Source organism: Streptomyces sp. NPDC050619, assembly GCF_040654815.1.
GTDB lineage: Bacteria > Actinomycetota > Actinomycetes > Streptomycetales > Streptomycetaceae > Streptomyces.
On record NZ_JBFAIR010000001.1, the window covers coordinates 489,756 to 505,619 of the forward strand.

Genomic DNA, 15,864 nt, shown 5'->3' on the forward strand with positions numbered 1-15,864 from the left:
CCAACCGGTTCGGCAGTGGCTACCGTAGGGTTACGTCTATTTAACACGCAAAACTCAATATGTAATGCAAGCTTGAGAAACACAAGGGGGTGCGCATGACTGGACGAGGTCAGGCGAGCGCCGGCGATCTGCTCGAACTGGTACGCAGCGGTCGTGCCACCACACGCGGCGCGCTCCAGACGGCCACCGGACTCTCCCGGGCCACCGTGGGCCAACGCCTCGACCGCCTCTTCCGCGCGGGCTGGCTGCGCGAGGGCGGCGGTGGCCCGGTCGACTCGCCCCTCGGTGGCCGCCCCTCCATCACGCTCGAGTTCGACGACGCCCACGCGGTCGTCCTCACCGCCGACCTCGACACCCGGCACGCGCGCGCGGCCCTCCTCTCGCTGACCGGCGAGATCCTCGCCGAGCAGGCGGGCACGCTGGTCATCGAGGACGGCCCCGACGCCGTACTCGGCGAACTCGGCCACTGGTTCGCCGAGCTGCTGCAGAAGGCGGGCCACCGCCCGGACGAGGTCTGCGGCATCGGCCTCGCGGTGCCGGGCCCGGTCGACAGCGAGACCGGCCGGGTGGTCCAGCCGCCGATCATGCCCGGCTGGGACGGCTACGACATACGTGGCCGCCTGGCCCGCTCCTTCACCGAGCACACCGGGGCCGGCGCGGTACCGGTCCTCGTCGACAACGACGCCAACCTCATGGCGTACGGCGAACAGCGCACCAGCCACCCGGACTGCTCGGCGCTCGTCCTGGTCAAGGTCTCGACGGGCATCGGCGCCGGGGTGGTGGTCGGCGGATCGATCTACCGGGGCATCGACGGCGGCGCGGGCGACATCGGCCACATCCGGGTGGGCGCCGAGGCGCTGTGCCGATGCGGTTCCTACGGCTGTCTGGCCGCCGTCGCGAGCGGCGGCGCCGTGGCCCGGCGGCTGGCGGAGGCCGGAGTGCCGGCGGCGTCCGGCTCGGACGTACGGGACCTGCTGGCGGCCGGGCACCCCGAGGCGGCCGCGTACGCCCGGGAGGCCGGCCGGCAGGTCGGCGACGTCCTGGCGACCGTGGTGACGCTGCTGAACCCCGGGGTCCTGATGATCGCGGGGGATCTGGCCGGAACGGCCTTCCTCACGGGCGTACGGGAGCTGCTGTACCAGCGGGCGCTGCCGCGCTCCACCGCTCATCTGGAGGTCGTCACCTCGCGGCTCGGCGACCGGGCGGGGCTGGTGGGGGCCGGGGCGATGGTCGTGGAGCACCTGTACGCGCCGGAGCGGGTGGAGGAGCGGCTGCGGGTGCTGGGTGTGTGATCAGGACTGTGTGATCAGGGGTGTGTGATCAGGGCTTATGTGACGGACGCGTTTCCGTCCCGCTACTCGTCCGCATGGTGAAATCCCGGCGTCTGTGGCAGCGTGATTCTCGCCACCCTTGATAAGGCTTGCGCTCAGATGAGCGGATCTTGACCGACTGCACTTCTCCAAGGGGTGGCACTCAGTGCCACCCCTTGATCGTTCATCGATCGAACTCATGCGTGCTGAGAGCCGCTCAGGTGAGCGAAATCCCAGGTCTACGGGTGTTGATTCCTTCAAGAAGTGAAAACATCCGCCTGCCACCGCTTGCCAAGCTTTGACTTTCAATCCGCTGGCGGACGAGTGGTTACAGGCGCATGACGCACAAGTGGACGTACCCAGATGCCTTTGATCTGGGTATGTTCCTCGCCGTCAGGGCAGCCACCGTGGCCTCAAGGAGTCGAGTCCCGTGTCGGAAAACAAAGATCCCCAGGTAGCTGAGCACGGCAAGAGCGTTGAGGACGTGAAGTTCGTTTACGACTTCACCGAGGGCAACAAGGACCTCAAGGACCTCCTCGGCGGCAAGGGCGCGAACCTCGCCGAGATGACCAACCTGGGCCTTCCGGTCCCGCCGGGCTTCACGATCACCACAGAGGCCTGCAAGGTCTACCTCGACAGCGGCGACGAGCCCGCGGCACTGCGTGACGAGGTCAGTGCCCACCTCGACGCGCTGGAGCAGCGCATGGGCAAGAAACTCGGCCAGGCCGACGACCCGCTGCTCGTCTCGGTCCGCTCCGGCGCCAAGTTCTCCATGCCGGGCATGATGGACACGGTCCTGAACATCGGCCTGTCCGACAAGTCGGTCCAGGGCCTGGCCAAACAGGCCGGCGACGAGCGCTTCGCCTGGGACTCCTACCGCCGCCTCATCCAGATGTTCGGCAAGACCGTCCTCGGCGTCGACGGCGACCTCTTCGAGGACGCCCTGGAGAAGGCCAAGGACGCCAAGAAGGTCACGGTCGACACCGAACTCGAGGCCGCCGACCTCAAGAAACTGGTCACCCGCTTCAAGAAGATCGTCAAGACCGAGGCCGGCCGCGACTTCCCGCAGGACCCGCGCGAGCAGATGGACCTCGCCATCCACGCGGTCTTCGACTCCTGGAACACCGACCGCGCCAAGCTCTACCGCCGCCAGGAACGCATCCCCGGCGACCTGGGCACCGCGGTCAACGTCTGCTCCATGGTCTTCGGCAACCTGGGCCCGGACTCGGGCACGGGCGTGGCCTTCACCCGTGACCCCGCCTCCGGCCACCAGGGCGTATACGGCGACTACCTCCAGAACGCCCAGGGCGAGGACGTCGTGGCGGGCATCCGCAACACCGTCCCCCTCGCCGAACTGGAGACGATCGACAAGAAGTCGTACGACCAGCTCATGCAGATCATGGAGACTCTGGAGAACCACTACAAGGACCTCTGCGACATCGAGTTCACCATCGAGCGCGGCCAGCTGTGGATGCTCCAGACACGCGTCGGCAAGCGAACGGCGGGAGCCGCCTTCCGTATCGCGACACAGCTCGTGGACCAGGGGCTCATTGACGAGGCCGAGGCCCTCCAGCGAGTAACCGGCGCCCAGCTCGCGCAGCTGATGTTCCCGCGCTTCGACGAGGACACCAAGGTCGAGACAGTCGGCCGGGGCATCGCCGCATCGCCGGGCGCGGCGGTCGGCAAGGCGGTCTTCGACTCGTACACGGCCGTGAAGTGGTCGCGCTCGGGCGAGAAGGTGATCCTGGTCCGCCGCGAGACGAACCCCGACGACCTCGACGGCATGATCGCGGCGGAGGGCATCCTGACGAGTCGGGGTGGCAAGACCTCCCACGCGGCCGTGGTCGCCCGAGGCATGGGCAAGACCTGCGTATGCGGCGCGGAGGAGCTCGAGGTCGACACGAAGCGCCGCCGGATGACCGTACCGGGCGGGCATGTGGTGGAGGAGGGCGACCTCATCTCCATCGACGGGTCCTCCGGGAAGGTCTACCTGGGCGAGGTCCCGGTCGTCCCGTCCCCGGTCGTCGAGTACTTCGAGGGCCGGATGCACGCCGGCGCGGACGACGCCGACGAGCTGGTGGAAGCCGTCCACCGCATCATGGCCTTCGCGGACCGCAAGCGGCGCCTGCGGGTGCGCGCGAACGCCGACAACGCCGAAGACGCACTGCGGGCACGGCGCTTCGGCGCCCAGGGCATCGGCCTGTGCCGCACGGAACACATGTTCCTCGGCGACCGCCGCGAGTTGGTGGAACGCCTCATCCTGGCCGACACGGAGGCGGAGCGTGAGGAGTCCCTGAAGGGCCTGCTCCCGCTACAGAAGAAGGACTTCGTCGAGCTGTTCGAGGCGATGGACGGACTCCCCGTGACGGTACGGCTGTTGGACCCGCCGCTGCACGAATTCCTCCCGGACATCACGGAGTTGTCGGTCCGTGTCGCACTGGCAGAGTCACGCCAGGAACCGCACGAGAACGAGCTGCGGCTGCTCCAGGCGGTCCACCGGCTGCACGAACAGAACCCGATGTTGGGCCTGCGTGGCGTGCGCCTGGGCCTGGTCATCCCCGGCCTGTTCACCATGCAGGTACGGGCCATCGCCGAGGCGGCGGCCGAGCGCAAGGCGGCCAAGGGCGACCCGCGCGCCGAGATCATGATCCCGCTGGTGGGCACGGTCCAGGAACTGGAGATCGTCCGCGACGAGGCGGACCAAGTGGTCGCCGAGGTGGAGGCGGCGACGGGCACTCAGCTGAAGCTGGCGATCGGCACGATGATCGAGCTGCCGCGCGCCGCTCTGACCGCGGGCCAGATCGCGGAGGCCGCGGAGTTCTTCTCCTTCGGCACGAACGACCTGACCCAGACGGTCTGGGGCTTCAGCCGGGACGACGTGGAGGCCTCGTTCTTCACGGCATACCTGGAGAAGGGCATCTTCGGCGTCTCCCCCTTCGAGACGATCGACAAGGACGGCGTGGGCTCGCTGGTGAAGCTCGCCGCGGAGGCGGGCCGGGCAACACGCCCCGACCTGAAGCTCGGCGTCTGCGGCGAACACGGCGGCGACCCGGAGTCGGTCCACTTCTTCCACGAGGTGGGACTGGACTACGTCTCCTGCTCGCCGTTCCGGATCCCGGTGGCGCGGCTGGAGGCGGGGCGGGCGGCTTCGTCGTCGGCGGGGAGTGATCACCGGTAGGCCGAACGGGCCGTACGGGGCCCACTGACGCCGGATCCGCCGCCCGTCCCCGACCCTCAATCGACGTGCGGCGGATCCGGACCACGAGAAGAGAGCGGCACCCTGTGCGGGGGTGCCGCTCTCTTGCGCCGGGGTCACCATGACCACGTGGACGGACAGGACGAAGGCCGTACCGGAATCAGGGGCTGACGAGACCGACGTCCGTGCGTGCGGACCCGGCGCTCGCATCGGCCGCATACCGCATGGTGTACGGCCGGAGGTTCCAGGCGCCGACCGTGTAGCCGAGGCTGCCCTCGTCTCCGGCCCGGGCCTCGATCCGCCAGGGCGTGCCGCCGGTGGGGTAGAACCGCAGGGTCAGCGTCCGGCCCGACGGCAGGTAGAGCTCGGCGACGGACCGGTCTACGACCAGACGCAGTTCGACCGGGGCACCGGACGCCGTCCTCGCCTCCGGGCAGGGAAGGCGATACGTTCCGCCGTGCGCGCGCGGGTCGAGGGAGGCGTGGTCACGGTCCACGACGAGCTCACCGGCACCAGGGTCGATCCTGATGTCGAGGTACTCGGCGCCGTCGGCGGAGGTCACCAGCCGTAGCCCTCCTGCCAACCCGGCGGCGCGGGGCTCCAGACGGGCCGTCAGATCGAAGCTCGGGCCGACCGTCCCCAGGACGGCCGTTCCCGTGGTCTCGCCGGCCGCGGTCACCGCGCGCTCGTCTCGCAGCGCCAGAAGTTCCGCCGCCGGTCGCTGTCGTACGGAGCCGTCCTCGGCGAGTGTCACCTCGCGCGGCAGCGTCAGCAGCCCGGCCCAGCCGGCTTCACGTACCCACCCCGGATCGCGGGCCTCCCACGACCACCCCCACAGCAGCCACCGGCCGTCGGGGGCGTGCAGCAGCGCCGGGGCGTAGAAGTCGGGGCCGTGGTCGAGCAGGGCGGGGGCCTCGGCCAGGAAGCGGCCGTCCTGCTCGCGCCCGGGGTAGACCACGGTCCGGCGCGGTCCGAGCCGGGGATCCCAGGCGCCCAGGAGCAGCGCGCCGCGTCCGTCCGCGTGCAGGTACTGGGGACACTCCCAGCCCAGCTCCGTGTCGGCGCCCGGCGCCACCGGCTGCGGGGCCCGGTCCAGGAACGGGCCCTGGTACTCCCAATGCTCCAGGTCCCCGGACTCGTACAGCAGTGCCGCCGCCCGGCCGTCCGCCTGGGCGGAGCCGACCAGCATCCGCCAGCGGCCGGTCTCGCGCCATACGTACGGGTCGCGGTACATGGTCGCGCCCCCCGGCAGCTCGGGTATCAGCAGGCTCCCGCGCGGTGTCCAGGTGACACCGTTGTCCCGGGACTCGGCGGTGGTGACCGGCTGGGCCCAGCGGTCGGTGCGGAAGGCGGAGTAGAAGGCCACCATGCGGTCGCCGTCCGAGACGGCGTTGCCGGAGAAGCAGCCGTCGGCGTCCTCTCCGCCCGGCGTGGGGGTCAGCATGAGGGGAAGTTCCTGCCAGGTCAGCAGGTCGGGGCTGCGGAAGTGGCCCCAGTGCATGTTCGCGTGCTCGGGACCGTACGGGTTGTACTGGAAGCACACGTGGTAGTGGCCGTCGTGGAAGACCAGCCCGTTGGGGTCGTTGATCCAGTTGCGGGGCGGGCGCAGGTGTGCGACGGGCAGGTGGGGGTCTGCGGGCATGACGGACACGCAGGGGTCCTTTCGGGGTGGGGGGTCGAGGAGCGTGGTCAGCCCTTGACGCCGGTGGAGGCGATGCTGTTGACGAACGACCGTTGGAAGGCCACGAACAGGGCCAGGATCGGCACGGTGATCATGGAGGAGTACGCCATGATCTGGCCCCAGCCCACGTTCAGCTGGAAGAAGTAGGAGATGCCCACCATCACCGGCCGCAGATCCTCGCTCTGCACGACCATCAGCGGCCACAGGTAGGAGTTCCAGGCGGGCAGGAACGTGAGGATGGCGACCGTGGCGACGGCCGGTCCGGACAGCGGCATGACGATGCGCCGGTAGATGGTGAACCAGCCCGCGCCGTCCACGATCGCCGCCTCGTCCAGTTCCTTGGGGATGCTCTGGAAGTACTGGTGGAAGAAGAAGACCGAGAAGGCGTTGGCGACGAACGGCACGATCTGGACCTGGTAGGTGTCCATCCAGCCGGTGGTCCACTCCAGGTGGAAGCCGTTGACGCGGAGCAGCGGCAGCTGGTTGACCCACCACACCAGCGGCAGCGCGAAGGTCTCGAACGGCACGATGAGCGTGGCGATGACAGCCGTCAGGACGGCCTTCCTGCCGGGCCAGCGCATCCGTGACAGGGCGAAGGCGGCCATGCTGTTGACGACGATGCCGAGCACCACGGTGATCGACGAGATCAGCACGGAGTTCAGCAGGAACCGGGCCGCCGGGACACGCTCGAACACACCGGTGTAGTTGTCCAGCGACAGGGCGCCCACCGGCAGGAAAGCGCGCAGGGACCCCAGGTCGCCGAAGATCTGGTCGTCCGGCTTGAACGACGAGACCAGCATGAAGACGAGCGGAAGCGCGAAGACCAGGGCCAGGACGACACGGCCGGCGTGACCGCCGAGGTGCTTCAGCAAGGAGGTCATGTCAGTCCTTCTCCCGGGTCAGGAAACGCTGGACGCCGGACACGGTCAGCACGAGGACGAAGAAGACCAGCGAGATCGCCGCCGCGTACGCGGTCTGCTGCTGGTCGTAGCCGGTGTGCACCGCCTGGTAGACGACGGTGGTGGTGGAGTCGAGCGGGCCGCCCTGCGTCATCACCCTGATCTGGGTAAAGAGGCTGAACGCCGCGATGGTGATGGTGACCAGCACGAACGTGCGGGTGGCGCGCAGTCCGGGCCAGGTGACATGGCGGAAGCGGTGCCAGCGGCCGGCCCCGTCCAGGTCGGCGGCCTCGTACAGCTCGGCGGGGATGGTCTGCAGGCCGGCCAGCCAGATGATCATGTGGAAGCCGACGCCCTGCCACACCGACATCAGGATGATGGCGGGCATGGCGGTGGCCGGGTCGCCCAGCCAGTCCGGGCCGTGGACGTGTCCGAGGGTGAGCCCTGAGATCACCCGGTTGACCAGGCCGTCCTGCCGGTAGAGGAAGGTCCACAGCAGGGACACGACCACCATCGACGTGACGACCGGCAGGAAGTAGACGGTGCGGAAGAAGTTGACGCCGCGCACCTTCGCGTTGACCAGCAGCGCCAGCACCAGGGCGAGCCCGGCCTGGAGCGGGACGACGACGGCCGCGAAGTACGCCGTGTTGCGCAGGGACTTGTAGAAGACCGGGTCCTGGAAGAGCAGGGTGAAGTTCCGAAGGCCCACGAAGCGGGCCGGAGTGGGCGAGATGAGCCTCGCGTCGGTGAACGCCAGGGCGAAGGCGAGGGCGACCGGTACGACGAGGAAGACGACCAGCAGCACGACGGCCGGGGTGGCCATGCCGAGGGCGGTGAGGCTCTCACGGCGACGAGCGTGCGTCGTTCGGGTTCGCCGGACCGGACGCAGCCGGCCGAGGGCTGCGATCATGGTGGTCACGGTAGCTCCAGGGGGAGCCGGCCCGGTTCGGGCGGCGCGGGGAGGCGCGGTCGGGTGCCCGAACCGGACCGGGGCGGGTCAGCCGGCGTCGTAGTTGTTGGTCTTCACGTTGTTGTCGATGTCCTTCGCGGCCTGGCCCAGAGCACTCTTGGGGTCGGCCCCGGCCAGGATGTCCTGGGCCGCCTTCTGGAACTCGGTGGAGATGTAGGGGTAGGCCGGAGTGACCGGGCGCACCTCCGCGTACTTGCGCGCGAACTGGACGAGCACGTTGAACTTCCCGCCCGGCTGGTAGTCCGCGACCTGCTCGGCGGCGGCGTCCGTGGCCGGGATGGTGCTGGTGGCCTTGGCGTAGTCGAAGAAGTACTTGGTCTGACGGGAGAACTTCAGCCACGCCTGCGCGCCGGCCTTGTTGGAGCAGGTGGAGCTCATGGCCCACTGCCAGGAGGCGCCGCCGATCTTGGGCCCGTGACCGAAGTCGACCGGCGGGATGATCGCCAGGTCCTCGCCGAGCTTCTCGGCGTTCTTGGCCGCGTTCCAGCTGCCGTCCCACTGGATGGCGCTCTTGCCGCCCAGGAAGTCCTTGTTCGGGTCGGCTCCGGACTTCTTCGACAGATAGCCCTTGGTCACCAGCGAGCGGAACCAGGTGGCCCACTCCACGGAGCTCTTGCCGTCGAGAGTGCCCGAGGCGGTCTTGTAGCCGGCACGGTCGATCAGATCGCCGCCGAAGCTCTGCAACTGCGGGGAGTAGGCATACGGCCACCACTCGCCGCTGCCGCCGGTACCCATCTCCAACGGGTACTCGAACTTCCCGCCCTTCTTCAGCTTGGCCAGCGCGGAGTCGAACTCGGCCTTCGTCCACGGCTTGGCCATGGTCGGGACGCGGACGCCGTACTGGTTCAGCACCGACTTGCGGGCGAAGAAGGCGAGGGAGACGTCGTAGAAACCGAACGCGTAGACCTTGTCCTTGTAGCGGCCGACGGTGCTGGCCAACTGGTCGGACAGCGGCACCTCACTGCCGGAGACGTCGATCGGGGACAGATAGCCGCCCCACGCCCAGTTCGGCACGTTGGGGCCGTCCACATCGAGCAGACAGGGCAGCTTGCGGGCCGAAGCGGCAGCCACGACGGAGTTGTTGTAGTCGCTCTGCGGGAACGCCTGGAGCTTGACCTTGTACGTGCTCTGAGAGCCGTTGAACTCCTTGATGATCTCCTTGACGACGTCGAGCTCGGCCGAGTTGCCGGCATTGTGCGTCCACAGCGTCAGCGTGTCGCCGCTGGCTCCCGACGTGCTGCCACCGCTCCCGGACGCACATCCGGCGACCAGCGCGGTAGCCGCCGCGACGGCTACACTCGCACTTGCGAGGCGCCTGGTTCTCCACACCACGAGGTTCCTCCATCTCACTGAGACGGGTCTTGCAGGACCCGCCTTGCGACCGGTTGCGACGGTCGCTGTTCTTGGTGGTCGTCCCGCCGCCCGGGGATCTTCGCTCCGGGCGGCGGGACAGCCGTTTTTCGGGAGCCCGGTGTCAGCCCGTGGCGGGGGCGCCGATGGAGGCACGTTCCCGCAGCGGCATGGGCACACGGTGTACGACTGCTTCGAGCGGCCCCTCGCCGAGAATCAACTCCACGGCAAGACGGCCGAGTTGGTAGTGCGGCAGCTTCAGCGTGGTGAGCGCCGGACGCAGTGCGGACGCGATGTCCTGATCGTCGAAGGAGACCACCGACACGTCGCCGGGCACCGACAGACCCGCCTCGCCGAGCGCCTGATAGACACCGAAGGAGAGCCGGTCGGTCAGGCACACCAGCGCCCGGGGACGACGGCCCGCCGCGAGCAGCGCGGCAACCTCCCGGTAGCCGTCCCGCGTATCCCAGTCGCACTCGACGACACCGTCCAGGCGCGCCCCGCCCGCCCGCAGTACCTCCTCCAGGCCGCGCATGCGCTCGTTGCCGGCGATGATCCCCTCGGGCGTGGCCGGCACGGCCTGGTGGCCGCCGATCGACCAGATGCCCTCTGTGTGGCCGGCCGCGAGCAGGGCACGGGCCGCGTCCCGGCCGGCCTCGAGCTCGTCCGGGACGACGGACGGAGCGTCGAACCCGGGGGCCAGGCAGTTCAGCAGGACCACCCGGTGCCCGTACAGCTCCTTGGGCGGAGTGACGTACCGGGTGAACATCGACGCGTAGATCACCGCATCGACCTGACGGTCCAGCAGCGCGTGGACCAGCGACGACTCGGCGGCACGGTCGCCGCCGGCCTCCGTGATGAACAACAGGTGGTCCCGTTCCCGGGCGGCCTCCAGCGCGCCGCGGATCACATCGCCCGCGAACGGTGTCGTCGTGATCCGGTCCGACACGAACCCGATGGTCTGGGTCGACTTCGTCCGCAGGCTGCGGGCGGTGACGTTGGGGCGGTAGCCCAGCTCCCGGGCGGCCTCCAGCACGCGCTCGCGGGAGGCGTCGGAGATGCGCATGTCGGTGCGGCCGGAGAGAGCGAACGACGCCGTCGTCGGCGAGACGCCCGCCCTGCGGGCAACGTCGGCCATGGTCACGCGGCGTTCGGACATCAGCTGCTCAGCTCCGTTGTTAAATCGGATTAGCAAGATGCGATGAGAGTGAAGCGCTCCCCGGCCGGTGTCAACATCCCCGACATCTCAAATGGGAAACAGTGACTCTATGGGGCGTTTTGTCCACCGCCTGGGTAACGCCTGGGTAAATCGGTTTGCGTTAGCCCTTGCTTTAGCTGACAGGGCGCGCGAACGATACCGAGCCACCAGTTAAACCGATTTGGCACGGCGTCAGCCTGCCGCGCACCACCCAGGAGCCGGCCATCAGAAGAAGAACAGCCCTCAGCGTCGTGTCCGCCGCAGTCGGCGGCGCCATCGTCCCACTCTCGTTCGCTCCCGCTCCTGCCGCCGCCCAGGAGCGGCGTCTGCCTGGAAACCCCTCCGCCCGCTGGGACTTCGACGAGCGCGCCGGCACGGTCACCCGCGAAGCGGTCTCGGGCACCTCCGACCCCGTCGACTACGTCTTCAACGACGCCCGCTACAAGCCCGACAGCGATCCCGTACGGCGCCGCGGAGTGCGCGGCCGGGCCCTCTACTTCGACGGCTACTCCACCGTCGTCACCGCCCAGGGCCCCGCCGAACTCGACCCCGCCCACGGCATCACCCTCGACGCGTGGATCGCCCCCTACGCATACGAGCACGGCATCGACGGCAAGCCCCAGGCCCTGGTCAACCAGCACGACCCCGACGCGAAGACCGGATTCCTCCTCGGCCTGCGCCGCTTCGGGCAGATCGTCTTCCAACTCGGCTTCGGGACCGACCTGATCGAGGTCAAGGGAGCCCCCGACCAGCCGGCCACCAAGGGCAGCTGGACGCACGTCGCCGCCACCTACGATCCGGCCGCCCGGCAACTGCGCCTCTACCGCGACGGCCGGCCGATCGGCACCGCCACCACCCCGGACAAAGCCCCCGAACCGGCCTCGGACGAGCCCCTGCTCATCGGACGGCACAACCGATCCACGCTGCTGAACGGCGAGTTCCACGCCAACATGTACATGGGCCTGATGGACAGCCTCGTGATCCGCCCGGGCACCCTGGACGATCCGACGGCGCAGCAGGAGCACACCGAAACAGTCGCGGCGCTTCCCGGCCGTCGCGTACCCCGGCCGGACCTGCTCCAACAACGGACCCGCTTCGACGGCGACCGGCACCGCCCCCAGTTCCACCTGCTGCCGCCCTGGCACTGGATGAACGAGCCGCACGCACCCGTGTACTTCAAGGGCAAATACCACATCTTCTACCAGCACGACCCGCTCGGCCCCTACTGGGGCCAGATCCACTGGGGCCACGCCGTCAGCACCGACATGGTGCACTGGCGCGACCTCCCCATCGCCCTCGCACCCGCCGCGGACTCGGTCGGCCCCGACGGCTGCTGGTCGGGCTCGGCATACGTCGACGGCGACCGGGGCCCGGTGCTCTTCTTCACCGGCGGCGACGACCGGCTGCCCTACCGCCAGCGCACCGGCCTCGCTGTCTCCGCCTACCCGGCCGACGGCGACACGGACCTGCCCACCTGGACGACGAAGTCCGAGCCGGTCACCGAAGCCCCCGCCGGCCTCCCGGCAGGACCCGGCACCGCGTGGGCGGAGAACTTCCGCGATCCCTTCGTATGGGAGGAAGACGGCGTCTGGTACCAGCTCGTCGGCAGCGGCATCGTCGACTACGACGGCACGCAGGTCACCCGGAAGCACGGCGGAACCGCACTCGTCCACACCGCACGCAGGCCCGAGGGACCGTGGAAGTACCGAGGCCCCCTGCACTGGAACGACCTCACCACCCAGCCCGAGCCCGGCGAGGTGTGGGAACTGCCGGTCCTCCTCCCGCTCCCCGGCCCCTCAGGCGCCCGCACCGGCAAGCACATCCTGCTCGTGAGCCCCTGGTGGGAGGCGTTCAACCCGGACGCCGTCAAGCACACGTACTACTGGATCGGCACCTTCGACAAGCGCGACTGCCGCTTCCGGCCCGACCACGAGGGCCCCGCGAGTTCGACTTCGGCGAGCACTTCACCGGCCCCTCCGGCTTCGTCACCTCCGACGGCCGGTCCGTACTCTTCAGCATCACCCAGGACCGCCGCAGCGAACAGCAGCACGCCCAGTCCGGCTGGGCGCACAACGCCGGAATGCCCGTCAGCGTCTCGCTGCGCAAGGACAACACCCTCGGCGTCGAACTCATAGCCGAGGCAGCCGGCCTCCGCGGCAAGAGCCTCGCCCGGATCCGCCAGACCTCCGTCGAGGAAGCGAACCGGAGCCTGGCCGAGATCTCCGGCGACCTGCTGGACATCAGCGCCGTCATCGAGCCGCACGGCGCGAAGACGATCACCCTGGCGATCCGGGCCTGCGCCGACGGCGCCGAGGAAACACAGCTCTCCTACGACACCGCCGAGCGCCGCTTCTGGATCGACCGCAGCCGCTCCAGCCTCGACCCGGACGTACGCAAGGGTGTGCACGGCGGAACCGTCGAGCTGGACGGCGGGCGACTGCGACTGCGGGTCCTGCTCGACCGCTCGATGCTGGAGGCGTACGTCAACGGGACCAACAGCCTCACCAGCCGCGTCTATCCCACCAGGCAAGACGCCACCGGCCTGCGGCTGACCGCCGAGGGAGGCGCCGCCCGGGTCCTGGAACTGGACGTCTGGCGGATGAACGGCGCCTACGACACACCCCTCACCCCCGCCGCATACGATCCGCCCCGCCCGGCAGACGTCGACGCCCTCCCCAACCACGACTTCGCCACCGGCGACCTCACCGGATGGACCGTGGTCTCGGGCGCGACCTTCAGCGACGCCAATGTGACCACCCGCACCGACTGGGGCTGGGGCGGCCCCTTCTACCAAGCCGAGACCGAGAACGACCCCTCCGGCCACCACCTGTGGGGCTTCAACCCCGACGTCGGCGGCGACGACGCCACCGGTGTACTCCGTTCCGCCACCGTCCCCCTCGGCGGAGACGGCGTAGTCGATCTGCTCGTGTCCGGCGGCAACGACCCCGACCGCCTCTACGCGGCCGTCGTCCGCGCCGACGACGGCAAGGTACTCGCCAAGGCAACCGGCCGCGGCGCCGAGCAGTACCGCCGGGTCGTCTTCGACCTGTCCGCCCACCTCGGTGAGCGGATCTACGTCGAGGTCGTCGACCGGGCAGGGGGCGGGTGGGGTCATATCAATGTGGATGATGTCAATGTGCCGGTTCGCAGGGAGTGACGTCAGCGTGCTCGACAGCCGGGCCGCCCGCCTGCGCACAGGCTCGCATGCCGGACGGCTACCCGGCTTCGACGAAGAGTGGTCCAAGAGCGGACCGTCAAGCGCAAGCGGCAGCTTTACGAGGCCGGCGGCGTCGAAGCGGTGGTGGACCACCGGCGCGCACGATGAGAACGGCTTCCCCCAGCCTGCTGATCAAGCGGCCGCGATCTCCTGAGCAGCGTCGAGGAGCAGATGCCAGGGGTACTCCTTCGGCCTGGCCTGGCCCGGCTGGTTCGGGGTGAAGCCACCCTCGCCGTACAGGACCCGCACGCCCATGTCTCGTAGCTCGATGACGCTCCGCTCGAACTGCCGATGCTGTACGTAGGCGGCATTCACGCAAGGCATCGTCACAGTCGGGATCCGCTTCCCGATGCCCTCCGCGACGACGCCCACGATGAATTCCCTGGTAAGGCCGAGAGCCCAGGCGTTGATCGTGTTGAAGGTTGTCGGCGCGACCGCGATCACGTCCGCCTTCGGCCATACGTCCGGCTCGCCGGGCATCTTGTACTCGCTACGCACGGGGCGCCCAGTCAGTTGCTCCAGCTCACTCAGCTGAGGCGCGAGCCAGCGCGCGGCGGTCTGGCTGAGGCCGAGGCACACGTCCCAGCCGCGGGCCTGCGCATCCTGGATCACCGTCCCAACATCGAAAACGGGCGGGGCCGCGGAGCCGAACAGGTAGAGCACATGGGGAGCTGTCGTCATGCGACCTATCCGATCACACGCAACAACCCCCGCTCAGGGAGGAGTCGGGGCGGAAGGCTGCACCCGCTCGACCGGGCGCGGGTACCGTTCCAAGAGGCTGCTTAGAACGGAGATCGGTATGCCCACACTGGACGAGAATCATACGGGTGCCCGTATCAAGGAACAGCGCAAGCTGGCCAGGCTCACCCAGCGCCAGCTCGCCGATCGGCTGCCCTACTCCTACAGCCTGCTCAACCAGGTTGAATGCGGCGCCCGCCCGGCCACGGCCGACTTCGTCGCCGCGTGCGCGAAGGTACTCAACGTTGATGTCACCGTTCTGACGGGGCAGCCGTACGTGACCGAATTGCAGCGCGACCGGCTCGCCGAACTCGTGCGGCCGATCCGTGAATCCCTCGACTTGTACGACCTCGGGCCCAACCAGGACCTCACAGTGAGGCCGGCGAAGCAGCTCATTGCGGATGCGGACCGAATGTGCGCCGAGGTCCGGGCGACGCACCTGCGCAACGCCGCCCGCGACTTGCCTGGCCTCATCGCCGAACTCACCCACACGGCGTGGTCGGCGCCCTCCACCGAGCTGTGGCAGGCCCTCGCCTCCACCTACCGCACCGCGCACGACATCAGCGTGAAGCTCGGCTACTACGACTTGTCCTCGGTCGCCCTGGACCGTATGGCCTGGGCCGCAGACCGTGCCTCGGACCCGTGCCTGGGCGCCGTACGCCAGTACATGCGGGCGCTGGTCTATTTCCGGGAAGGGGAGTATCGGATCGGGCAGCGGCTGCTTGCCTCCGGTCACACGGTGATCGGGCAGGCCGAAGAAAGCCGGGAAGCCCTCGCCGTTTCCGGACAGCTCCATCTCGGGGGCTCTGTTATCTCCGCGCGTGCCGAAGACAAGGCCGGCCTCAAGAGTCACATCTCCGAGGCCACCAGGATCGCGAAGAGGATCGGTGACGCCTCCGAAGTGCACTGGCTGAGCTTCGGACCCACGAACGTGGCCCTGCACAAGATGTCCGCTGCCGTCGAGATGCGCCAGTACGACGACGCGCTCAAGCAAGCTCGGAAGATGAGGCTGCCGTCACAGCTGGCGACATCTCGCCGCGCACACTTCCTCATCGACCAGGCGCACACCGAGATGGAGACAGGGCACACAGAGGCAGCGCTGAAGTCTATGGTCGAGGCACGTCGTCTGGCTCCGGAACAGACTCGGTACCACCCGGCGGCACGCGAGACGATCACCGGTCTCGTGCACCTCTCCCGGCGCACCCCCGACACACTCAGCCACATGGCTGCCTGGGTCGGCCTGTAGGGCGCTTACAACGCTCACGAATCTGTGAGCGTTCCGCTCCTTTCACAGCGTCACGCTGT

General features: G+C 68.9%; 11 protein-coding genes. 5 read left to right on the top strand and 6 right to left on the bottom strand.

What is annotated here, in order from left to right; translation table 11 throughout:
- The first annotated feature begins 95 nt into the window (after positions 1-95).
- Both AB0I77_RS02160 and ppdK read left to right on the top strand, forming a co-directional pair.
- A complete protein-coding gene (locus AB0I77_RS02160) occupies positions 96-1,292 on the top strand; it encodes an ROK family protein (protein ID WP_363280346.1) in 1,197 nt (398 codons plus the stop codon).
- 448 nt (positions 1,293-1,740) lie between these two features.
- Entirely contained in the window at positions 1,741-4,488 is a 2,748-nt protein-coding gene (gene ppdK, locus AB0I77_RS02165) for a pyruvate, phosphate dikinase (RefSeq protein WP_363280347.1), read from the top strand.
- A gap of 178 nt (positions 4,489-4,666) precedes the next feature.
- Here ppdK and AB0I77_RS02170 read toward each other — a convergent pair whose 3' ends face one another.
- The 5 genes from AB0I77_RS02170 to AB0I77_RS02190 form a co-directional block, all read right to left on the bottom strand.
- On the bottom strand, positions 4,667-6,148 hold the full coding sequence (locus tag AB0I77_RS02170; protein ID WP_363280560.1) for a glycoside hydrolase family 32 protein: 1,482 nt from the start codon (positions 6,146-6,148) through the stop codon (positions 4,667-4,669).
- 47 nt (positions 6,149-6,195) lie between these two features.
- Positions 6,196-7,068, bottom strand: a complete 873-nt coding sequence (locus tag AB0I77_RS02175; protein WP_363280348.1) for a carbohydrate ABC transporter permease — start codon at positions 7,066-7,068, stop codon at positions 6,196-6,198.
- A gap of 1 nt (position 7,069) precedes the next feature.
- Complete coding sequence (locus AB0I77_RS02180) at positions 7,070-7,996, bottom strand: sugar ABC transporter permease (protein ID WP_363280349.1); 927 nt, start codon at positions 7,994-7,996, stop codon at positions 7,070-7,072.
- Positions 7,997-8,083: 87 nt separating this feature from the next.
- The gene (locus tag AB0I77_RS02185) at positions 8,084-9,388 is read right to left on the bottom strand and encodes a sugar ABC transporter substrate-binding protein (RefSeq protein WP_363280350.1); all 1,305 of its coding nucleotides are present in this window, start codon (positions 9,386-9,388) and stop codon (positions 8,084-8,086) included.
- 142 nt (positions 9,389-9,530) lie between these two features.
- Positions 9,531-10,565 carry a LacI family DNA-binding transcriptional regulator gene (locus AB0I77_RS02190; protein ID WP_363280351.1) on the bottom strand — a complete coding sequence of 345 codons (1,035 nt, stop codon included), beginning with the start codon at positions 10,563-10,565 and terminating at the stop codon, positions 9,531-9,533.
- A gap of 290 nt (positions 10,566-10,855) precedes the next feature.
- Between AB0I77_RS02190 and AB0I77_RS02195 the strand changes: the two genes are divergently transcribed.
- Both AB0I77_RS02195 and AB0I77_RS02200 read left to right on the top strand, forming a co-directional pair.
- On the top strand, positions 10,856-12,739 hold the full coding sequence (locus AB0I77_RS02195) for a LamG-like jellyroll fold domain-containing protein (protein ID WP_363280352.1): 1,884 nt from the start codon (positions 10,856-10,858) through the stop codon (positions 12,737-12,739).
- Entirely contained in the window at positions 12,685-13,761 is a 1,077-nt protein-coding gene (locus AB0I77_RS02200; protein WP_363280353.1) for a GH32 C-terminal domain-containing protein, read from the top strand. Before AB0I77_RS02195 ends, AB0I77_RS02200 begins: the two co-directional genes overlap by 55 nt.
- A gap of 192 nt (positions 13,762-13,953) precedes the next feature.
- Here the strand turns inward: AB0I77_RS02200 and AB0I77_RS02205 are convergent, their stop codons facing one another.
- A complete protein-coding gene (locus AB0I77_RS02205; RefSeq protein ID WP_363280354.1) occupies positions 13,954-14,502 on the bottom strand; it encodes a flavoprotein in 549 nt (182 codons plus the stop codon).
- Between the two features lie 118 nt (positions 14,503-14,620).
- Here AB0I77_RS02205 and AB0I77_RS02210 point away from each other — a divergent pair, with 118 nt between their 5' ends.
- Complete coding sequence (locus tag AB0I77_RS02210; RefSeq protein WP_363280355.1) at positions 14,621-15,805, top strand: helix-turn-helix transcriptional regulator; 1,185 nt, start codon at positions 14,621-14,623, stop codon at positions 15,803-15,805.
- Positions 15,806-15,864: the final 59 nt, after the last annotated feature.

Bases quoted from the DNA above. Each gene is read 5' to 3' on its own strand.
- AB0I77_RS02160 (WP_363280346.1), top strand. From the start codon at position 96: ATGACTGGACGAGGTCAGGCGAGCGCCGGCGATCTGCTCGAACTGGTA.
- AB0I77_RS02170 (WP_363280560.1), bottom strand. From the start codon at position 6,148: ATGCCCGCAGACCCCCACCTGCCCGTCGCACACCTGCGCCCGCCCCGC.
- AB0I77_RS02175 (WP_363280348.1), bottom strand. From the start codon at position 7,068: ATGACCTCCTTGCTGAAGCACCTCGGCGGTCACGCCGGCCGTGTCGTC.
- AB0I77_RS02180 (WP_363280349.1), bottom strand. From the start codon at position 7,996: ATGATCGCAGCCCTCGGCCGGCTGCGTCCGGTCCGGCGAACCCGAACG.
- AB0I77_RS02190 (WP_363280351.1), bottom strand. From the start codon at position 10,565: ATGTCCGAACGCCGCGTGACCATGGCCGACGTTGCCCGCAGGGCGGGC.
- AB0I77_RS02200 (WP_363280353.1), top strand. From the start codon at position 12,685: ATGCCCGTCAGCGTCTCGCTGCGCAAGGACAACACCCTCGGCGTCGAA.
- AB0I77_RS02205 (WP_363280354.1), bottom strand. From the start codon at position 14,502: ATGACGACAGCTCCCCATGTGCTCTACCTGTTCGGCTCCGCGGCCCCG.
- AB0I77_RS02210 (WP_363280355.1), top strand. From the start codon at position 14,621: ATGCCCACACTGGACGAGAATCATACGGGTGCCCGTATCAAGGAACAG.